The organism is Actinoplanes aureus, from assembly GCF_015704865.1.
GTDB lineage: Bacteria > Actinomycetota > Actinomycetes > Mycobacteriales > Micromonosporaceae > Actinoplanes > Actinoplanes aureus.
In genome coordinates this window covers 207,317-226,293 of record NZ_JADQTO010000008.1, presented here as the reverse complement: position 1 = coordinate 226,293, position 18,977 = coordinate 207,317, and the positions used below count along the sequence as shown (strand labels likewise).

Below are 18,977 nucleotides of genomic sequence, written 5' to 3'. Positions count from 1 at the left end.
TTCACCCAGGTCCCAGCGATCAGCGCCCATGGATTGGCACATCAGGGCCTTGAGCTGGGCCAACCCTTTTCGGTACGCGTTACGGCCGCACCGCCGATTCGGCCCGTCCCCGAACCACCGCGCGATCGGCTGCCCACTCCCGGCCCCACCGCGACCGCCGGGCCCACGCAGCCGGTCGCCCACCCACCCGGCTATCGCGCCGGCCCGACACATCAATCGCGCCGGCTGCGATCGCGCCGGACAGCCAGCGCGCCAGGCAGCGACCGTGCCGGACAACAACGCGCCGGGCAAGGCGGGCTGACCGTGCCGGACAGCCAAGGTGCCGAGCACGGCATCGCACAACACAACCAACGTGCCGAGCACGGCATCGCGCTGCACATACCGGACTGACCATCGCCAACCGTGCCGAGCTACCCGCGCGCCAGGCAGCAATCGCGCCGGACTCGTCGGTGGATCCGGGAAAACTGGATGCGCAAACCGGCCGAAGGTGTCTACGGTCGCCGGGATGACTCTCGCTCATGATGTGACCGGCTCCGGGCCGGCCGTGCTTCTGCTGCATTCGACCGTCGGCGACCGCAGGATGTGGGATCCGCAGATACCCGCCCTGACCGCGGCTGGATACCGGGTCGTGCGATGCGACCTACGCGGTTATGGCGACTCGCCGATGCCCGACGGGCCGCATGACGACGCGCACGACGTCGCCGGCCTGCTCGATGATCTCCGGATCGAGCACGCCGCCGTGGTCGGGGCGTCCGGTGGTGGCCGGGCGGCGCTCGAGTTCGCCGCGCGGTGGCCGGGCCGGGTGGATGCGCTCCTGCTGCTCTGCACCGCTCTGCGGGGGCACGAGCCGAGCGCCGAGCTGCGCAAGTTCGGCGAGCAGGAGGACGCGCTGTTGGAGGCCGGCGATGTCGCCGGCGCCACCGATCTCAACGTCGATCTCTGGCTGGGCCCGGAAGCGGACGACGCGACCCGTGCGAAGGTCCGCATGATGCAGCGCCACGCCTTCGAGGTGCAGCTCGCTGCCGAAGAGGGTGGCCAGAGCCCGTCTGAGGAAGCCGGGGAAGCAGCCGGCGACGAGGCGCGACGCAGCGCCGGTGAGGCAGAAGTTGCCGGCGGGACCGGCAAGGCGGACGACGGGGCGAAGGACGAAGCTGAAGACGAGGCGAAGCCCAACAGCGGACCCGACCTCAGCTCGATCACCGCGCCGGCGCTGATCGTCTCCGGTGCGCACGATCTGCCGGACTTCCAGGAGATCGCCGTCCATCTTGCCGGCGAGCTGCCCCACGCCCGGCATCTGCACCTGGACTGGGCGGGACACCTGCCCAACCTGGAAAGCCCGGACCGGACGAACCCCCTGCTCGTCACCTTCCTAACGGAAACCGTGCCCCCGGCCTAACCCGGCTCGCCGCCTCCCACACCGGCACCGTGCCCCGGCCTGAGCCAAATCGCCACCTCCCACCGGCGCCGTTCCTCGGCCCAGCCCGGCTCGCCGCCTCCCCACCAGCACCCCGGCCCAGCCCAGCCGGCCACCTCCCCAGCGACACCGCACCGCCGGCCTCAGCTGAATCAGTCCGCCTTGCTCCACTCCCGGAGCTGCTCGGCGACCGAACGATCTCCGTCAACCCGGACGTCCTCCAGCGGGATCCGCCGATACAGCGCCAGCACGAGATCACTCGCCGTCCCCTGGATGCGGGTGACCGGCTCGCCGCTCGCCGCCGGGTCGGCGGTTGCGCCGGCCGGGGAGAGGTCGAGCGTCCAGGACGGGCCCTCGATGGCCTGGAACTGCACGCGGGCCGGGCGGTGCGGCCAGGCGCCCAGGGAGCCGAGGCCGACGGACAGGAACTCGGCCACCCCGTCGACGGCGACGGCGGCCGGCAGCGGCTCCGGTTTGCCCAGGGCGTCCTGCGCGTCATAGGCGTGCACGGCCGCTTCCTGCACCTGGTGCCGGGCCACCGCCCCAGCGGTCAGCGGCGCCCCGGACGTGCCCCACCAGGCCCAGCTCGGCGCCTCCGGCCCGGCGGCGCGCAAGGCGGTCACCATGGCGCGGGTGGACTCCTCGAACCACTCCAGGAGGTCACCGTGCGGCTCCCGATCGCCGCGCTGCTCCGCCGAGGGTGGCCCGGAGTCGTCGCCAAGCGCCACGGTCACGGCCCAAAACCGCTGGACGGCACCGAGATGGGCGACCAGGTCATGGACCGACCAGTCGGGGCAGCCTGGCACACGCGCCGTCAGGTCGCCGGCCGCGGCGGCGTCGCGCAGGGCGGCCGACCGGCCCACGATCAGGGACAGCAGCTCCGGGAACGGCGGGATCGCAGTCATCCCCGGTTTCTACCACCGGGGTACGACAAAGGGCGGCACGCTCATCGCGCACCGCCCTCTCGGCGTACCTCAGACGTTGAAGCCGAGGGCCCGCAGTTGGTCGCGCCCCTCGTCGGTGATCTTGTCCGGACCCCACGGCGGGAGCCACACCCAGTTGATCCGGAAGTCCTGGACCAGCCCACCGCCGGGTCCGGTGGTGAGCGCCTGCCGGGTCTGGTCCTCGATCACGTCGGTCAGCGGGCAGGCCGCCGACGTCAGCGTCATGTCGAGGGTGACCACGTTGTCGTCGTCCACGTGGGTCCCGTAGACCAAGCCCAGGTCGACCACGTTGATGCCGAGCTCGGGGTCGACGACGTCCTTCATCGCCTCCTCGACGTCGGCGGTCGACGCCTTCTTCACCGCCGGCGCGTCAGCCGCGGCGGAGACGCTCACGTCCGGCGCCTCGACCGGCTCTCCCGCCTCGGCGGCTTCGGCCCGCTCGGCCGCGAGCCACGACGGCACCTCGTCCTCCGAACCCGCGGCCGGAGCCACAGCCGGAGCGGTCGCCACGGTCTTGACCTCATCAGTCTTGTCGGTCATACAGTGCCCTCCTTCGGCATGCCCTGTCGCTGGGTACAGGCGGTCACGCCTTCACCTCAGGGCTCGCGCCCACATCCACACCAGCACGCGCGGCCGCGTCCTTGAATGCCATCCACGGCAGCAGCGCGCACTTGACGCGGGCCGGGAACTTCGCCACCCCGGCGAAGGCGATGCCGTCGCCGAGCACTTCCTCGTCCGGCTCGATCTGGCCACGGCTCTGCATCAGCTCCACGAACGCGTGGTGGATCTCCGCGGCCGCCGCCGGGTCCTTGCCCTGCACCAGTTCGTGCAGCACGGACGCGGACGCCTGGCTGATCGAACAACCAAGGCCATCATACGAAATATCGGTCAAATCAGATGTGACCCGTACGGTGATCTCGTCACCACACGTCGGGTTGACGTGGTGCGCTTCCCCGTCGAAGGGATCCCGAAGACCACGCCCGTGCGGATTCTTGTAGTGATCGAGAATGATCTCCTGGTAAAGACCGTCGAGCATCATCAGCCGAAGACCTTCCGCACCTGGTCGAGACCACGCGCCAAGGCATCGATCTCGTCCGTGGTCGTGTAAAGGTAGAACGACGCGCGGGTCATCGCCGGCACGCCGAACCGGGAGCAGACCGGCCGCGCACAGTGGTGGCCGACCCGCACCTCGACACCGAGCGCATCGAGCACCTGTCCCACGTCGTGCGGATGTACCCCGTCCACGCCGAACGACACGGTGCCGCCCCGTCCCTCGACCGACGCAGGCCCGTAGATCCGTACGCCCGGGACAGCGGTGAGCTGCTCCAGCGCGTACCGCGTGATGTCCTGCTCGTGCTGGTGGATCGCCTCCATGCCCAGCCCGGTCAGGTAATCGACGGCCGCGCCGAGACCGATGGCCTCGGTGATCGGCGGAGTGCCGGCCTCGAACCGCGCCGGAGGCGCGGCGTAGGTCGTCCCGGTCATCGTGACCGTCTCGATCATCGAGCCGCCGCCCAGGAACGGCGGCAGCTGCGCGAGCAGGTCGAAACGACCCCAGAGCACGCCGATGCCGGTCGGGCCGAGCATCTTGTGCCCGGTGAAGGCGATCAGGTCGGCGCCGAGCGACCGGACGTCCATCGGCAGGTGCGGCACCGACTGCGAGCAGTCGAGCATCAGCAACGCGCCGACCTCGCGCGCCCGGGCCGAGATCCGGGACACGTCGTTGATCGTCCCGAGCACGTTGGACATGTGCACGACCGAAACGATCTTGGTCCGCGAAGTGATCAACGAGTCCAGCTGGGACTCGTCGAGGCGACCCTCATCGGTGATGCCGAACCAGCGCAGCGTGGCGCCGGTCCGCTCGCAGAGGAGCTGCCAGGGGACGATGTTCGAGTGATGCTCCATTTCGGAGATCACGATCTCGTCCCCCGGCCCGAGGCGGAGCATCTGCCCGGCCGAGTGGGCGACCAGGTTGATCGCCTCGGTGGAGTTCTTGGTGAACACCACCTCGTCCGGGCTCGCCGCGCCGATGAAGGACGCGATGCGGGCCCGCGCACCCTCGTACGCCTCGGTCGACTCGGTCCCGAGCGTGTGCACCGAGCGGGACACGTTGCCGTTGTATCGCTCCTGGTGCGCGCGCATGACGTCGAGCACCTGAACCGGCTTCTGCGAGGTGTTGGCACTGTCCAGGTAGACCAGCGGGTAGCCGTTGACCTCCCGATCGAAGATCGGGAAGTCCTTGCGCACCCGTGCGACGTCGAAGCTCACGATCAATCCTTAGGTCAGGCGCGGGTCAGGAACTTCTCGTAGCCCTCGGCCTCGAGCTGCTCGGCGAGCTCCGGGCCACCCTCCTGGACGATCTTGCCACCGACGAAGACGTGCACGAAGTCCGGCTTGATGTAGCGCAGGATCCGCGTGTAGTGGGTGATCAGCAGGAAACCGGTCGTCCCGGTCGCGCGGACCCGGTTGACGCCCTCGCTGACGACCCGCAGGGCGTCGATGTCGAGGCCGGAGTCGGTCTCGTCGAGAATCGCGATCTTCGGCTTGAGCAGCTCGAGCTGCATGATCTCGTGCCGCTTCTTCTCACCGCCGGAGAAGCCCTCGTTGACGTTGCGCTGCGCGAACGCCGGGTCCATCTGCAGCTTCTCCATGGCGCCGCGCAGCTCGCCGGCCCAGGTACGCAGCTTCGGCGCCTCACCGTCGATCGCGGTCTTCGCGGTACGCAGGAAGTTCGCCACCGAGACGCCGGGCACCTCGACCGGGTACTGCATGGCCAGGAAGAGGCCGGCCCGGGCGCGCTCGTCGACGGTCAGCTCGTGCACGTCGACGCCGTCGAGGGTCACCGAGCCACCGGTGATCTCGTACTTCGGGTGGCCGGCGATCGAGTAGGCCAGGGTCGACTTGCCGGAGCCGTTCGGACCCATGATGGCGTGGGTCTCGCCGGCCTTCACGGTCAGGTCGACACCGGACAGGATCGGCTTCAGCTCGCCCTCGGGCAGCTTCACCGAAACCTGCAGGTCGCGGATCTCCAGGGTGCTCACGGCTCTACTCCATTACTCGGTGTCGTCGAAACGTAGATGTCGCCGTCGCGGATCTCGACAGCGAAGGTCGCCACCGGCTCGATGGCGGGCGGTCCGGAAGGCTCACCAGTACGCAGGTCGAAGCGGGACCCGTGCAGCCAGCACTCCAGCGTGCACCCGTCCACCTCGCCCTCGGACAGGGCCACGGAGGCGTGACTGCACTCGTCACGCACCGCGTAGAAGTTGTCGTCGTCAGCGTGCACGACTGCGACCTCGACCCCGTCGATCTCCACCTGGAGCGCGGTGCCTTTGGCCACGTCCGTCAGCGGACCGACGTACTCGAAGTCCACTACTGGCCCGCCTCGACCAGCCGGGATTCGATCAATTCGCCGAGCCGTTCGCGCAGTTCCTCGACCGGGATCTTGTTGATCAGCTCGGCGAAGAAGCCACGGACCACGAGCTTGCGGGCCTCGGACTCGGGGATGCCGCGTGCCATCAGGTAGAACAGCTGCTCGTCGTCGAAACGGCCAGTCGCGCTGGCGTGGCCGGCACCGGCCACCTCGCCGGTCTCGATCTCCAGGTTCGGCACCGAGTCGGCGCGCGCCCCGTCGGTGAGGATCAGGTTCCGGTTGATCTCGTACGTGTCGGTGCCGGTCGCCGTGGCCCGGATCAGCACGTCGCCGACCCAGACGGTGTGCGCCGACGCGCCCTGCAGCGCGCCGCGGTAGCCGACGTAGCTGCGGCAGTCCGGCGCGCTGTGATCGACCAGCTGGCGGTGCTCGTGGTGCTGGCCGGAGTCGGCGAAGTACAGACCCCAGAGCTCGGCGTCGCCGCCGCGTCCCGCGTACTCCACGCTGGTGAACTGCCGGACCAGGTCGCCGCCGAGAGTGACCTGCAGGTGCTGGACCCGGGCGTCCTTGCCGACCCGGAACTTGACGTGCTGCGCCTGGACCGCGTCGCGGTCCCACTCGGCGAGCGTGACGAACGTCAGCTGAGCGCTGTCGCCGAGCACGACCTCGATGTTGTCGGCGAGGGTGACCGAACCGCTCTGCTCCAGGATGATCGTCGCCTTGGCGAAGTTGCCGACCTTCACGAAGGTGCGCGCCGCCGCGGCGTCGCCGCCCTTGCCGACCAGCCGGATCACGGCGGCCTCGGCCGGCTCGGCCTCGGCCGCCACCTCGATGAGGGTGACTCCGGCGGCCGAGCCGTAGGCCAGCGCGCTGATCCGGTCGAACGGCGTGAGCACGTCCTCCACCGAGGAGGCGGAGGAAACCGTCACGCCGGCCGGCAGGTCGCCGTACTCGACCGACGGCGCCGCGCCGGTCAGCAAGGTGGACTTGACCAGGTCACCCAGCCGCTTGAGCGGGGTGAAGCGCCACTCCTCCTCCAGCCCGTTCAGGGCCGGGAAGTCGGCGACGTCGAAGGAGCGCAGCACCTGCGACTTGGTGCTCGGCGGGGCGATGGCCTCGGTAGTCATCTCTTCCTAGCTCTAAAGAAGTCGATCAAGAACCAGAGGGGGCGGTCAGCCGACCGCGCCCTCCATCTGCAGCTCGATCAGGCGGTTCAGCTCCAGCGCGTACTCCATCGGGAGCTCCTTGGCGATCGGCTCGATGAAGCCACGCACGATCATCGCCATCGCCTCGTCCTCGGTCAGGCCCCGGCTCATCAGGTAGAAGAGCTGGTCCTCGCTGACCTTGGAGACGGTCGCCTCGTGACCCATGTTCACGTCGTCCTCGCGGATGTCGACGTACGGGTACGTGTCCGACCGGGAAATCGTGTCGACCAGGAGCGCGTCGCACTTGACCGTGCTCTTCGAGCTCGACGACCCCTCCAGAACCTGAACCAGGCCCCGGTACGAGGTCCGGCCGCCACCCCGGGCGATCGACTTCGAGATGATCGTCGAGGAGGTGTGCGGAGCCGCGTGCACCATCTTGGCGCCGGAGTCCTGGTGCTGACCCTCGCCGGCCATGGCGATCGAGAGCACCTCACCCTTGGCGTGCGCGCCGGTCATGTAGACCGCCGGGTACTTCATCGTCACCTTGGAGCCGATGTTGCCGTCGACCCACTCCATGGTCGCGCCCTCTTCGCAGGTGGCGCGCTTGGTGACCAGGTTGTAGACGTTGTTCGACCAGTTCTGGATGGTCGTGTAACGCACCCGGGCGTTCTTCTTCACGACGATCTCGACGACCGCGGAGTGCAGCGAGTCGGACGAGTAGATCGGCGCGGTGCAGCCCTCGACGTAGTGCACGTAGCTGCCCTCGTCGGCGATGATCAGGGTCCGCTCGAACTGGCCCATGTTCTCCGTGTTGATCCGGAAGTAGGCCTGCAGCGGGATGTCCACGTGCACGCCCTTCGGCACGTAGATGAACGAGCCGCCGGACCACACGCTGGTGTTCAGCGCGGCGAACTTGTTGTCGCCGACCGGGATGACGGTGCCGAAGTACTCCTTGAAGAGCTCCTCGTGCTCCTTCAGCGCGGTGTCGGTGTCGAGGAACAGCACGCCCTGCTGCTCGAGGTCCTCACGGATCGCGTGGTAGACGACCTCGGACTCGTACTGCGCGGCGACACCCGCGACGAGGCGCTGCTTCTCCGCCTCCGGGATGCCGAGCTTGTCGTACGTCGCCTTGATGTCCTCGGGCAGGTCCTCCCAGGAAGCGGCCTGCTTCTCGGTGGAGCGCACGAAGTACTTGATGTTCTGGAAGTCGATGCCGGTGAGGTCGGCGCCCCAGTTCGGCATGGGCTTGCGGTCGAACAGGCGCAGGCCCTTGAGCCGAAGGTCGAGCATCCACTGCGGCTCGCTCTTCAGCCCGGAGATGTTGCGCACCACGGCCTCGGACAGGCCCCGCTGGGCGGTCGCGCCCGCGGTGTCGTTGTCGGCCCAGCCGTACTCGTACCTGCCGAGCGCGGCAAGGTGCTCTTCCTGAGTGACGATCTGGTCAGTCATTATCTGTCCTTACCGTGATTGCGGCGGGTACACACTGCGGGGCTGGGATGTGCGTGGTGCACACCCCGTCGCCGTGCGCGATGGTGGCGAGGCGCTGCACGTGGGTGCCGATGAGCCGGGAGATGACTTCGGTCTCGGCGTCGCACAGCTGAGGAAACTCGGCAGCCACGTGCGCCACCGGGCAGTGATGTTGGCACAGCTGCCCGCCGGACGCGATCGTGGTCGCGTTGGCAGCGTAGCCTTCCGCGGTCAGCGCCTCGGCGAGCGCCTCCGCCCGTGTCATCGGATCCGGTCCGGCCGACACGACCGCGGCCTCCAGCCGCTGCTCGAGGGCCCGAACCTGGGAGGCGGCGAAGGCGCTCAGCGCCTCCGGCCCGTGCTGCTCGACGATCCAGCGGAGCGCCGCGGTGGCGATGCCGTCGTAGTGGTGCGGGTTGTTGTCAAGATCTTCGCGGCCCGCGGCGGTGAGCACGAAGGCCTTGGCCGGGCGGCCCCGGCCACGCGGCTTGTCACTGCGCAGCTCGCGCGTCTCGACGAGATTCTCGGCGAGCATCGCGTCGAGGTGCTTGCGGATCGCGGCCGGGCTCAGCCCCAGCTCGGCTCCGAGCTCGGCGGCCGTGGTGGCGCCGCGCATCAGGAGCAGCTGGGCGACCCGGTCACGGGTGCGACCGTCCGACGCGGTGGCGGACGCCACCACACCGGTCTGGATCAGCACCTCGTTTTTCACAACGCCAACGTTACGTATTTCGGCAGGTGCCTGCAAACCGATCCCCGGTGATCCATCACACCGGTCGACGGAGCTGGGAAAACCAAGATCCAGTACGAGCGTACGATGCAGCGGGTGAAGTCCTCCCAGCCGCGCCGGCTGAGCCCGGTGTCCGCTTTGCTGTGGCGCCTCGGCAGTACCCGCCTCGCCGGGCGCATGGGGTCGGCCCTGCGCCCGCTGGCGCTGGCCTCGCTGGTCGCCAACGTGTCGCTGATCGTCACCGGCGCCGCCGTCCGGCTCACCAACTCCGGTCTCGGCTGCCCCACCTGGCCGAAGTGCACCCAGGACTCGTACACGACCACGCCCGAGATGGGCGTCCACGGCGTGATCGAGTTCGGCAACCGGATGCTCACCTGGGTGCTGGTCGGCCTGGCCGTGGCCTGCTTCCTCGGCGCCCTGAACCGGCGCCGCCGCTCGCTGATCCGGCTCTCGGTCCTGGTCGCGCTCGGCGTCCCCGGCCAGGGCGTGGTCGGTGGCATCACCGTGCTCACCAACCTCAACCCGTGGGTGGTGGGCCTGCACTTCATCCTCTCCATCGGGCTGATCGCGGCCTGCTTCGCGCTCTGGCGCCGGGTCGACGAGGGCGACGGCGAGCCGGTCCTGCTGGTACCCGTCCCGCTGCGCCAGCTGACCTGGATCACCGTCGCGGCCAGCTTCGCGGTCATCGCCGCCGGCGTGGTCGTCACCGGCAGCGGCCCGCACGCCGGCGACCAGGGCGCCAAGCGCAACGGCCTGGACCCGGCCACCGTCTCGCAGGTCCACGCCGACCTGGTCTTCCTGCTGGTCGGACTCAGCGTCGCGCTCTGGTTCGCCCTGCGCGCGGCCGGCGCGCCCGCCACGGCCGTCCGCGCCGCCGCCGTCCTGATCGCCGTCGAACTCAGCCAGGGCCTGATCGGTTTCGTCCAGTACTTCACCCACCTGCCGGTGATCCTGGTGGCCGCGCACATGCTCGGCTCCGGCCTGGTCTGGACGTCGACCCTCGCGGTGCTCTGGTCGCTCCGCAAGCGCCCCGAAGTCCCGGCCAAGCCCGGCCGCGCACCCTCCGGCACCTCGCGCCCGCTCAACGAGCCGATCAACGCCTAGCACGGCGAGACCTGAGCACTCGCCGCACGCTTCTTGACCGGCAAAGGCAACACCGTCATCGGTACGCGCCACGCCGTACCGCCGGACCACACCTCCCGCCACCTCCGCGCGGCCGGCAGCCACTCGCGGCCGCAGCGCGGCCGCCGGGCCCATGCACGTGGCAACGTCGGGCACTCCGCGCCATCAGCCATCCACCTGTGCCGAACGGCAGCGGGCCGCCGGCTGAGTGCCGGCGGCCCGCTGTCGGGATGCGTCAGTGCGTCAGAGGCGGTTGAGGATGGCGTCGGCCAGGCGGCCGGCGGCTCCCGGGGCGGTACGCAGGAAGAGCGACGGCTCGGTCAGCTCGAGTTCGATCAGCATGGGTGAGCCGTCCGGGCCGGGGATCATGTCGACGCGGGCGTAGAGCAGGCGCTTCGCGCCGCCTGGGATCGTCGCCAGTACCCGTTCGGCGAGTTCCAGTTCGGCGGGTGCCGGGGTGCGGGTGGTGATGGTCTCGGCGCCCGGGTCCTTGGCGCCCTGGCCCGGAGCGTTGAGCATCGCGCCCTTGCGGATGGCGTGGCTGAACGTCAGCTCGCCGGTCGCGTCAGGGGTGCAGAGGACCGCGGTCTCGCCGGAGGTGTCGACCGCCGCGAGGTACGGCTGGATCATCGCGGTACGCCCGCCGGCGGTGAGGCGCTCGACGTGGGCCTCCGCCAGGGCGCGCTGGGCGGGCAGCGCGTAGCGGCCGGTGTCCTGGCTGCCCGCGCTGATCGTCGGCTTGACCACCCACTCGCCCTCGGCGGGCGCGGTCCATGCCTCGCCGGGAGCGACGAACTCAGTCGGGATGATCGGGATGCCGGCCGCGGCGAGGTCGCTCAGGTATCGCTTGTCGGTGTTCCAGGCGACGATGTCGCCCGGGTTGGCCAGGCGGGGTACGCCGCGCGCCCACTCGACGAAAGCGTCGCGCCGGGCCACGTAGTCCCACGGCGAGCGAAGAACCGTCAGGTCGTAGCGAGACCAGTCCGCGCTCGCGTCGTCCCAGCGGACCGCGTCGACGATCACCCCGCGCTCGCGCAGCGCGTCTCGCAACGGGTGATCGTCATCCCAGAGGTCGGGAAAGTTGGCACAGGTGACCAGGGCCACCCGGAAGTCGTGACTCACTAGCGGGCCATGCTCCGGCGCGCCATCGAACGCCACAGGTCATTGCTGGGCCGCATCTGCTCGAGAAGCTCGCGCTCCCACTCGTTCTCCACCTCGACACCGGCGTGCTGACAGGCCGTGCGGGCCTGGTTGGTGTCCTGGGCGAACTGGTCGGACCACTCGCCGTCCTCGCCGACGAGGACGATGCGGGCGCCGCGCTTACCGACGTACTCGACCACCGCCTTCGCGCCACCGTGCTCGGCCGCGAAAGACTTGATCTCGGAGGTCAGTGTCGTAACGGAACCTTCTGCCATGGAGCGAAGCCTAAGCAGTCAGCCCCGCCGCGCGGGGGCTCCCGCTACCTTTTTGTGACTCCAATTACCTGCGGGTTTCAAAGTGTGGCGCATTGCTATACGCCGATTAGGTCCGAATTGCGCCCGCCTCGGGAATCAAGCCAACGGGTGACGGACAGTAACTGACACCCGTCGCAATCCGGGCATCCTGTGCGACACCTCAGAGCAGAGCGTCGACCGCGATCGCCATGAAGACGACGGTGAGGTATGTGATCGACAGGTGGAACAGCCGCATCGGCTTGACCGGCGAACCCACCTTGGCGCGATAGACCAACCGGATCGCCTCGCCGAGGAAGACCGCGCCCATCACGATCGCCGTGACGCCGTAGATCGGGCCGAGGCCGAGCGGCCAGGCCGCCAGTGAGGCGATCACGGTGAGCACGGTGTAGACGAGGATCTCGAAGTTCACCCGGTCCATCGACCGCACTACCGGGAGCATCGGAATGCCGGCCCGCGCATAGTCGTCCTTGTACTTCACAGCGAGCGCGTAGAAGTGCGGCATCTGCCAAAAGAAGACAACCGCAAAAAGCGCCCACCCCATCGGGGCGATGGTGCCGGTGACCGCCGCCCAGCCGATGATCACCGGAGCCGCGCCGCAGACGCCGCCCCAGAAGGTGTTCGCCGGGGTCCGCCGCTTCAACCACATCGTGTAGACGACGTCGTAGTAGAAGATCGACGCGGCGGTGAGCGCGGTCGCCAGCCAGTTCGTGAACGCGCCCATCAGGACGACCGAGACCACCGACAGGGTGAGACCGAAGATCAGCACGGCCCGCGGCGTGATCTCGTGCGCCGGCAGCGGCCGCCGCTTCGTCCGGCGCATCAGCTGATCGATGTCGCGGTCGATGTAGCAGTTCAGCGCGCTCGCCGCGCCGCCGGCCAGCGCACCGCCGACCAGGACCACGAAGAACGTCACCGGGTCCGGCCAGCCACCGGCCGCCAGGATCATCGTCGGGACGGTGGTGACCAGGAGGAGCTCGACGATCGCCGGCTTGGTCAACGCCAGGTACGCCCGGAACACGGCGGCCCGGTCGCGGCGATTTTCGACACGTGGCGCACGCTCCGCCACGCCGGGCGGCCGTCCGGGGACGGGACGCTCGGTGATCATGCTCACGGACAGCCACCTTCCGGCATCGGCTCTGACTCGCGGCCGTAGCCAGGGATCTACCCGGCGGCCCGCCCGGACAGCCTACGCGCAGCCGTCTCCGCTGCTCGGGGCACCCGGTTCAGGTGCAGGCGGTCACACGTCTTGAACCGCCGTGTCCGCTCACAGCGTATGTGCCTAGGGCGTTCACTGCGCACGTGTTTAACCCGACTGGATAGGGTCAAGCCGAAAAGGGTTCCATTATTTTGCCCGAGGAGCACAACCGACGTGGCTGCCACAGATCCCGCTCTCAATTGGTCCGACCTCGACCGCAAGGCGGTGGACACGACCCGGGTGCTGGCCATGGACGCCGTGGAGAAGGCCGGCAACGGCCACCCCGGTACGGCCATGAGCCTGGCCCCGGCCGCCTACCTGCTGTTCAACCGCGTAATGCGGCACGACCCGACGGATCCGGAGTGGGCGGGACGCGACCGCTTCGTACTGTCCTGTGGTCACTCCAGCCTCACCCTCTACATTCAGTTGTTCCTCAATGGTTACAGCCTGTCCCTCGATGACCTGAAGTCATTGCGGCAATGGGACTCGCTGACCCCGGGTCACCCGGAGTACGGCCACACGCCGGGCGTCGAGGTCACCACCGGCCCGCTGGGCCAGGGCGTGGGTAACGCGGTCGGCATGGCGATGGCCGGCCGCCGCGAGCGCGGTCTGTTCGACCCGGACGCCGCACCCGGTGAGTCGCCGTTCGACCACTACGTCTACGCGATGGCCTCGGACGGCGACATCGAGGAGGGCGTCAGCCACGAGTCGAGCGCCATCGCCGCGGTGCAGAAGCTCGGCAACCTCGTGCTGATCTACGACGACAACGAGATCTCCATCGAGGACGACACCCGGATCGCCAAGAACGAGGACGTCGGCGCGCGCTACGAGGCGTACGGCTGGCACGTCCAGACGGTGAACTGGCGCGGTGACGACGGCACCTACAACGAGGACGTCGAGGCGCTCTGGAACGCGATCCAGGCCGCCAAGGCGGTGACCGACAAGCCGTCGTTCATCGTGCTCAAGACGATCATCGGCTGGCCGGCACCGAAGAAGCAGAACACCGGCAAGATCCACGGTTCCGCGCTGGGCGCCGCCGAGATCACCGCCACCAAGGAGATCCTCGGCTTCGCCGACGAGCCGTTCGCCATCGAGGACGAGGTCCTCAAGCACGCGCAGCAGGTCGTGGAGCGCGGCAAGGCCGTCCGCGCCGAGTGGCAGAAGGGTTTCGACGCCTGGGCCGCCGGCAACCCGGAGGGCAAGGCGCTGCTCGACCGGCTCGACACCCGTACCCTGCCGAACGGCTGGCACGCCGCGCTGCCCGAGTTCCCGGCCGATGAGAAGGGCCTGGCCACCCGCGCCGCGTCCGGCAAGGTCCTGGAGGCGCTCGCGCCGGTGCTGCCCGAGCTGTGGGGTGGCTCCGCCGACCTGGCGGAGAGCAACAACACCACCATGAAGGGCGAGCCGTCCTTCATCCCGGCCGAGTACGCGACCAAGGAGTTCCCCGGTCACGAGTACGGCCGCACGCTGCACTTCGGCATCCGCGAGCACGGCATGGGCTCGATCCTCAACGGCATCACGGTGCACGGCCGCACCCGCCCGTACGGCGGCACGTTCCTGGTCTTCAGCGACTACATGCGCGGCGCCGTCCGGCTCTCCGCGCTGATGAAGGCGCCGGTCATCTACGTGTGGACGCACGACTCGATCGGCCTCGGCGAGGACGGCCCGACGCACCAGCCGATCGAGACGCTCACCGCGCTGCGCGCCATCGTCGGCCTCGACGTGGTCCGCCCGGCCGACGCCAACGAGACCGTGTACGCCTGGCGCGGCGCCCTGGAGCACAACGACCGGCCGACCGCTCTGGCGCTGTCCCGGCAGAACCTGCCCACCATCGACCGTTCGAAGTACGCGTCGGCCGAGGGCACCCTCAAGGGCGGCTACATCCTCTCCGAGTCGTCCACCGGCACCCCCAAGGTCATCCTGGTCGCGAGTGGTTCCGAGGTGTCGATCGCCTTGACCGCCCAGGAGCGCCTGGAGGCTCAGGGCACCCCGACCCGCGTCGTGTCCATGCCCTGCCAGGAGTGGTTCTTCCAGCAGGACACGGCGTACCAGCAGCAGGTGCTGCCGAACGGCGTCAAGGCCCGGGTCAGCGTCGAGGCCGGCATCCGGATGAGCTGGGACCGCATCATCGGCGACGCCGGCGAGGCCGTGAGCATCGAGCACTACGGCGCCAGCGCCCCCGCCAAGATCCTCTTCGAGCAGTTCGGCTTCACCGCTGACAACGTCGTCGCGAAGGCCAACGCCTCCCTCGCCAGGGTCGGCGCGATCACCGGCCACAAGACCGGTAACTGACTTCTATTTCTGCGACATTCATTCAGGAGTTGAGGGAAATGACCGACAGGCTGGCCGAGCTGTCCGCCGCGGGCGTCGCGGTATGGCTCGACGACCTCTCCCGGGTACGTCTGACCAGCGGATCGCTGGACAAGATGCGCCGCGAGCAGCACGTGGTCGGTGTGACCACGAACCCGAGCATCTTCCAGAAGGCGCTCTCGGACGCGGACGCGTACGACGCGCAGCTGCGTGACCTGGCCGCGCAGAAGGTGACGGTCGAGGAGGCCGTACGCCTGATGACCGCCAGGGACGTCCGCTGGGCGTGCGACGTCGAGCGGCCGGAGTACGACCGCTCCGCCGGCGTCGACGGCCGGGTCTCCATCGAGGTCGACCCGCGCAAGGCGCACGAGACCGAGTCCACCGTCGCCGAGGCGAAGACCCTCTGGTGGCTGGTCGACCGGCCGAACCTGTTCATCAAGATCCCGGCGACGCTGGCCGGCCTGCCCGCCATCACCAGCACCCTCGCCGAGGGCATCAGCGTCAACGTCACGCTGATCTTCTCGCTCGAGCGCTACCGGGCGGTCATGGAGGCGTTCCTGGCCGGCCTGGAGCAGGCGAAGGCGAACGGCCACGACCTGTCCAAGATCGGCTCGGTCGCGTCGTTCTTCGTCTCCCGCGTGGACAGCGAGGTGGACAAGCGGCTCGACAAGATCGGTTCGGACGAGGCGAAGGCGCTCAAGGGCAAGGCAGCCATCGCCAACGCCCGGCTGGCGTACGAGGCGTACGAGGAGGTCTTCTCCGGTGACCGGTGGACGGCCCTGAAGGACGCCGGTGCGCACCCGCAGCGGCCGCTCTGGGCGTCCACGTCCACGAAGAACCCGGACTTCCCCGACACGATCTACGTCGAGGAGCTGATCGCGCCCGGCACGGTGAACACCATGCCGGAGTCGGTGATCTTCGCGTTCGAGGACCACGGCACCACCAAGAGCGACACGATCACCGGCAACTACGACCACGCCAAGAAGGTCTTCGCCGACCTCGCGGCGATCGGTGTCGACTTCGACGACGTCGTCAAGGTCCTCGAGGAAGAGGGCGTCGACAAGTTCGAGGCGAGCTGGAACGAGCTGCTGGAGGGCGTCGGCAAGTCGCTCAAGGCAGCCGCGTCCGGCTCGGAGCACCCGAGCGACGCCGCGTGACGTAGCGCCATCTGCGGCCTGTCGCGGGGTCTACCGCGACAGGCCGTTCTTCCCTCGAAAAACTGGCAGGATGGCACCGTGGGTAATCCGCTGCGTACCGCACAGGACCGACGGCTTCCGCGGATCCCGGAGCCCTGCGCTCTGGTGATTTTCGGGGTCACCGGTGACCTGTCCCGAAAGAAGCTCATCCCGGCCGTGTACGACTTGGCCAACCGTGGTCTGCTGCCGCCCGGTTTCGTGGTTGTCGGCTTCGCCCGCCCGGACTGGGGCGACGGCGACTTCGAGTCGCTGGCGTACGCCGCCGCCAAGAAGGGCGCCCGCACCCCGTGGCGGGAGGACGTCTGGCAACGTCTCAACAGCCAGTTCCACTTCATTCCCGGTTCGTTCGACGACGACGCCGCCTTCGACAATCTGGCGGCCACCCTGGACGAGCTGAAGGAGCGCAACGGCATCACGGGTAACGCCGCCTTCTACTTCTCCATCCCGCCGGCTGCGTTCCCGCTGGTGCTCAACCAGCTGAACCGCACCGGGATGGCGGACAGCGCCAAGTCCGGTGGCTGGCGCCGGGTGGTGGTGGAGAAGCCGTTCGGTCACGACTACCAGAGCGCTGTGCAGCTCAACGAGCTCGTCGACGACGTGTTCATTCCGCAGGACGTCTTCCGGATCGACCACTACCTCGGCAAGGAGACGGTTCAGAACATCATGGCGCTTCGCTTCGCGAACAGCCTGTTCGAGCCGGTGTGGAACTCGAAGTACGTGGACAGCGTCCAGATCACCATGGCCGAGGACGTCGGCATCGGCACCCGGGCGGCGTTCTACGACGCCTCCGGCGCCGCACGCGACGTGCTGCAGAATCACCTGCTTCAGCTGCTCGCGCTGGTCGGCATGGAGGAGCCGACGAGCTTCGACCCGCAGGAGGTACGCGCGGAGAAGCTCAAGGTCCTCAAGGCGATCAGCCTCCCGGCGGACATCGCCACCGGTTCCGTCCGCGGGCAATACCTCCCCGGCTGGGTGGCCGGCGAGCGCGCTCCGGGCTACCTGGAGGAGGCGAACATTCCGCCGGACTCCCGGACCGAGACCTACGCGGCGGTCCGCCTCGGCATCCAGAACCGCAGGTGGGCGGGTGTGCCGTTCTACGTGCGGGTGGGCAAGCGGATGCCGCGCCGGGTCACCGAGATCGCGATCCTCTTCAAGCAGGCACCGCACCTGCCGTTCGACCCGGCCGACGTGGAGATGCTGGGCAACAACCAGCTGGTCATCCGGGTGCAGCCGGACGAGGGCGTGGTGCTGAAATTCGGGTCGAAGGTGCCCGGCACCTCGATGGAGGTCCGCGACATCGCGATGGACTTCCAGTACGGCGAGGCGTTCACCGAGTCCAGCCCGGAGGCGTACGAGCGGCTGGTCCTGGACGTCCTGATCGGCGACCGGACGCTGTTCCCGGACGCGGCCGAGGTGGAGCAGTCGTGGCGGGTCATCGACCCCCTCGAAGCCGCCTGGGCGGGCACCACACCGGAGCCGTACCGGGCCGGTGAGTGGGGCCCGCGGGCTTCCGACGAGTTGCTGGCACGCGAGGGTCGCGCTTGGAGGCGGGCATGATCGGTCTTTGGGACACCACCGGCAACGAGGTAGTCAAGGCCCTGGCGGCCGAGCGGCGCAGCGCCGGCGGCGTGGCCTCCGGCCTGGCACTGACACTCGTCTCCATCGTCGAGGAGAAGAAGGTACGCGAGGCCGAGGCGGCGGCCACCATCGCCGCGGCCGCGCACCCCTGCCGGCTGCTGATCGTGGTCCGCTCCGATCTGGACGGCCGCAGCCGGCTGGACGCGGAGATCGTCGTGGGCGGGCGTCTCGGCCCGGCCGAGGCGGTCGTGATGCGGATGTACGGGCGGCTCGCCCTGCACGCCGAGTCGGTGGTGATGCCGCTGCTCGCGCCGGACGTTCCGGTGGTGACGTGGTGGCACGAGGAACCGCCGGACATGATCGCCAACGACTTCCTCGGTGTCGTCGCCGACCGGCGGATCACCGACTCCGCCCAGTCGCCGGACCCGGTGGCCGCGCTGCGCCAGCGGGCGGTCGACTACGCCCCCGGCGACACCGACCTGACCTGGACCCGGATCACGCTCTGGCGCACCCTGGTGGCCGGCGCGTTCGACTCCGCCGATGCCCGGGTCACCGGCGCCCGGATCGTGGCGCCGGAGAAGGACCCCACCGCCTGGCTGATGCTGGGCTGGCTCAAGTCCCGCCTCGGCATCGAGCCGGTACTGGAGCACACCGACCGGGCTCCCCGGATGCACTCGGTGGAGTTGCAGTGCGAGAACGGCGACTGTGTCCGGGTCACCCGCGAGGAGGGCACGGCGCTGTTCAGCCGTACCGGCCAGGAGGATCGGTACATGCCGTTGCCGAAGCGGCCGGTCGGTGACGAGCTCGCCGAGGAGCTGCGCCGGCTGGACGCCGACCAGATCTACGCGGACGCGCTCGGCGCCATGGCCGGGGTGGGCGGCCTGGACCAGCGGAACCCGATGCGGGTCCACGTCTGGAAGGACCCGACGCTCGCCGCGATCGCCGGTTCGCCCGCCTGACAACAGAAATACCTACAGGTCCGCCCGCCGCACCGCGGCGGGCGGGCCCGTCCTTCGGAGTGAACGCTGTGGGGGGGGCCGGGGGGGGGGGGGGTG

18 protein-coding genes are annotated in these 18,977 nt (G+C 69.2%); 6 read left to right on the top strand and 12 right to left on the bottom strand.

Annotation, left to right across the window (positions count from 1 at the left end; all coding sequences use genetic code 11):
- Positions 1-505 precede the first annotated feature (505 nt).
- Positions 506-1,396 carry an alpha/beta fold hydrolase gene (locus I4J89_RS19295; protein ID WP_196415374.1) on the top strand — a complete coding sequence of 297 codons (891 nt, stop codon included), beginning with the start codon at positions 506-508 and terminating at the stop codon, positions 1,394-1,396.
- 170 nt (positions 1,397-1,566) lie between these two features.
- Here the strand turns inward: I4J89_RS19295 and I4J89_RS19290 are convergent, their stop codons facing one another.
- From I4J89_RS19290 to I4J89_RS19250, 9 genes are all read right to left on the bottom strand, one after another.
- Positions 1,567-2,319 (bottom strand): maleylpyruvate isomerase family mycothiol-dependent enzyme, encoded by a 753-nt coding sequence (locus I4J89_RS19290; protein ID WP_196415373.1) that lies wholly within the window; start codon positions 2,317-2,319, stop codon positions 1,567-1,569.
- Between the two features lie 69 nt (positions 2,320-2,388).
- Positions 2,389-2,898, bottom strand: a complete 510-nt coding sequence (locus I4J89_RS19285) for a metal-sulfur cluster assembly factor (RefSeq protein WP_230859193.1) — start codon at positions 2,896-2,898, stop codon at positions 2,389-2,391.
- A gap of 43 nt (positions 2,899-2,941) precedes the next feature.
- Positions 2,942-3,397 carry a Fe-S cluster assembly sulfur transfer protein SufU gene (gene sufU / locus I4J89_RS19280; RefSeq protein WP_196415372.1) on the bottom strand — a complete coding sequence of 152 codons (456 nt, stop codon included), beginning with the start codon at positions 3,395-3,397 and terminating at the stop codon, positions 2,942-2,944.
- On the bottom strand, positions 3,397-4,626 hold the full coding sequence (locus I4J89_RS19275) for a cysteine desulfurase (protein WP_196415371.1): 1,230 nt from the start codon (positions 4,624-4,626) through the stop codon (positions 3,397-3,399). Before I4J89_RS19275 ends, sufU begins: the two co-directional genes overlap by 1 nt.
- Positions 4,627-4,640: 14 nt before the next feature.
- A complete protein-coding gene (gene sufC, locus I4J89_RS19270; RefSeq protein WP_196415370.1) occupies positions 4,641-5,399 on the bottom strand; it encodes a Fe-S cluster assembly ATPase SufC in 759 nt (252 codons plus the stop codon).
- On the bottom strand, positions 5,396-5,728 hold the full coding sequence (locus I4J89_RS19265; protein ID WP_196415369.1) for a non-heme iron oxygenase ferredoxin subunit: 333 nt from the start codon (positions 5,726-5,728) through the stop codon (positions 5,396-5,398). Before I4J89_RS19265 ends, sufC begins: the two co-directional genes overlap by 4 nt.
- On the bottom strand, positions 5,728-6,855 hold the full coding sequence (gene sufD / locus I4J89_RS19260; protein WP_196415368.1) for a Fe-S cluster assembly protein SufD: 1,128 nt from the start codon (positions 6,853-6,855) through the stop codon (positions 5,728-5,730). Before sufD ends, I4J89_RS19265 begins: the two co-directional genes overlap by 1 nt.
- A gap of 45 nt (positions 6,856-6,900) precedes the next feature.
- Complete coding sequence (gene sufB / locus I4J89_RS19255) at positions 6,901-8,322, bottom strand: Fe-S cluster assembly protein SufB (RefSeq protein WP_196415367.1); 1,422 nt, start codon at positions 8,320-8,322, stop codon at positions 6,901-6,903.
- Positions 8,315-9,049 (bottom strand): helix-turn-helix transcriptional regulator, encoded by a 735-nt coding sequence (locus tag I4J89_RS19250; protein WP_373688141.1) that lies wholly within the window; start codon positions 9,047-9,049, stop codon positions 8,315-8,317. Before I4J89_RS19250 ends, sufB begins: the two co-directional genes overlap by 8 nt.
- A 195-nt stretch (positions 9,050-9,244) precedes the next feature.
- On the opposite strand from I4J89_RS19250, the gene I4J89_RS19245 reads away from it, so the two are divergent.
- The gene (locus tag I4J89_RS19245; RefSeq protein WP_196415486.1) at positions 9,245-10,171 is read left to right on the top strand and encodes a COX15/CtaA family protein; all 927 of its coding nucleotides are present in this window, start codon (positions 9,245-9,247) and stop codon (positions 10,169-10,171) included.
- Between the two features lie 261 nt (positions 10,172-10,432).
- Here I4J89_RS19245 and I4J89_RS19240 read toward each other — a convergent pair whose 3' ends face one another.
- The 3 genes from I4J89_RS19240 to I4J89_RS19230 form a co-directional block, all read right to left on the bottom strand.
- Positions 10,433-11,311 carry an ATP-grasp domain-containing protein gene (locus I4J89_RS19240; protein WP_196415366.1) on the bottom strand — a complete coding sequence of 293 codons (879 nt, stop codon included), beginning with the start codon at positions 11,309-11,311 and terminating at the stop codon, positions 10,433-10,435.
- Positions 11,311-11,604 carry a hypothetical protein gene (locus tag I4J89_RS19235; protein WP_196415365.1) on the bottom strand — a complete coding sequence of 98 codons (294 nt, stop codon included), beginning with the start codon at positions 11,602-11,604 and terminating at the stop codon, positions 11,311-11,313. Before I4J89_RS19235 ends, I4J89_RS19240 begins: the two co-directional genes overlap by 1 nt.
- Before the next feature lie 199 nt (positions 11,605-11,803).
- Positions 11,804-12,748 carry a heme o synthase gene (locus I4J89_RS19230; RefSeq protein WP_196415485.1) on the bottom strand — a complete coding sequence of 315 codons (945 nt, stop codon included), beginning with the start codon at positions 12,746-12,748 and terminating at the stop codon, positions 11,804-11,806.
- A gap of 264 nt (positions 12,749-13,012) precedes the next feature.
- Between I4J89_RS19230 and tkt the strand changes: the two genes are divergently transcribed.
- The 4 genes from tkt (at position 13,013) to I4J89_RS19210 (ending at position 18,881) form a co-directional block, all read left to right on the top strand.
- A complete protein-coding gene (gene tkt, locus I4J89_RS19225) occupies positions 13,013-15,130 on the top strand; it encodes a transketolase (protein ID WP_196415364.1) in 2,118 nt (705 codons plus the stop codon).
- A gap of 38 nt (positions 15,131-15,168) precedes the next feature.
- Positions 15,169-16,305, top strand: a complete 1,137-nt coding sequence (gene tal, locus I4J89_RS19220) for a transaldolase (RefSeq protein ID WP_196415363.1) — start codon at positions 15,169-15,171, stop codon at positions 16,303-16,305.
- 78 nt (positions 16,306-16,383) lie between these two features.
- Entirely contained in the window at positions 16,384-17,901 is a 1,518-nt protein-coding gene (gene zwf, locus I4J89_RS19215; protein WP_196415362.1) for a glucose-6-phosphate dehydrogenase, read from the top strand.
- On the top strand, positions 17,898-18,881 hold the full coding sequence (locus tag I4J89_RS19210) for a glucose-6-phosphate dehydrogenase assembly protein OpcA (protein WP_196415361.1): 984 nt from the start codon (positions 17,898-17,900) through the stop codon (positions 18,879-18,881). Before zwf ends, I4J89_RS19210 begins: the two co-directional genes overlap by 4 nt.
- The last annotated feature ends 96 nt before the right edge of the window (positions 18,882-18,977 follow it).

What these genes read in the sequence shown, in the direction of transcription:
- I4J89_RS19295 (WP_196415374.1), top strand. Translation starts at nt 506, where the DNA reads ATGACTCTCGCTCATGATGTGACCGGCTCCGGGCCGGCCGTGCTTCTG.
- I4J89_RS19290 (WP_196415373.1), bottom strand. Translation starts at nt 2,319, where the DNA reads ATGACTGCGATCCCGCCGTTCCCGGAGCTGCTGTCCCTGATCGTGGGC.
- I4J89_RS19285 (WP_230859193.1), bottom strand. Translation starts at nt 2,898, where the DNA reads ATGACCGACAAGACTGATGAGGTCAAGACCGTGGCGACCGCTCCGGCT.
- sufU (WP_196415372.1), bottom strand. Translation starts at nt 3,397, where the DNA reads ATGATGCTCGACGGTCTTTACCAGGAGATCATTCTCGATCACTACAAG.
- sufD (WP_196415368.1), bottom strand. Translation starts at nt 6,855, where the DNA reads ATGACTACCGAGGCCATCGCCCCGCCGAGCACCAAGTCGCAGGTGCTG.
- sufB (WP_196415367.1), bottom strand. Translation starts at nt 8,322, where the DNA reads ATGACTGACCAGATCGTCACTCAGGAAGAGCACCTTGCCGCGCTCGGC.
- I4J89_RS19245 (WP_196415486.1), top strand. Translation starts at nt 9,245, where the DNA reads ATGGGGTCGGCCCTGCGCCCGCTGGCGCTGGCCTCGCTGGTCGCCAAC.
- I4J89_RS19235 (WP_196415365.1), bottom strand. Translation starts at nt 11,604, where the DNA reads ATGGCAGAAGGTTCCGTTACGACACTGACCTCCGAGATCAAGTCTTTC.
- I4J89_RS19230 (WP_196415485.1), bottom strand. Translation starts at nt 12,748, where the DNA reads ATGATCACCGAGCGTCCCGTCCCCGGACGGCCGCCCGGCGTGGCGGAG.
- tal (WP_196415363.1), top strand. Translation starts at nt 15,169, where the DNA reads ATGACCGACAGGCTGGCCGAGCTGTCCGCCGCGGGCGTCGCGGTATGG.
- I4J89_RS19210 (WP_196415361.1), top strand. Translation starts at nt 17,898, where the DNA reads ATGATCGGTCTTTGGGACACCACCGGCAACGAGGTAGTCAAGGCCCTG.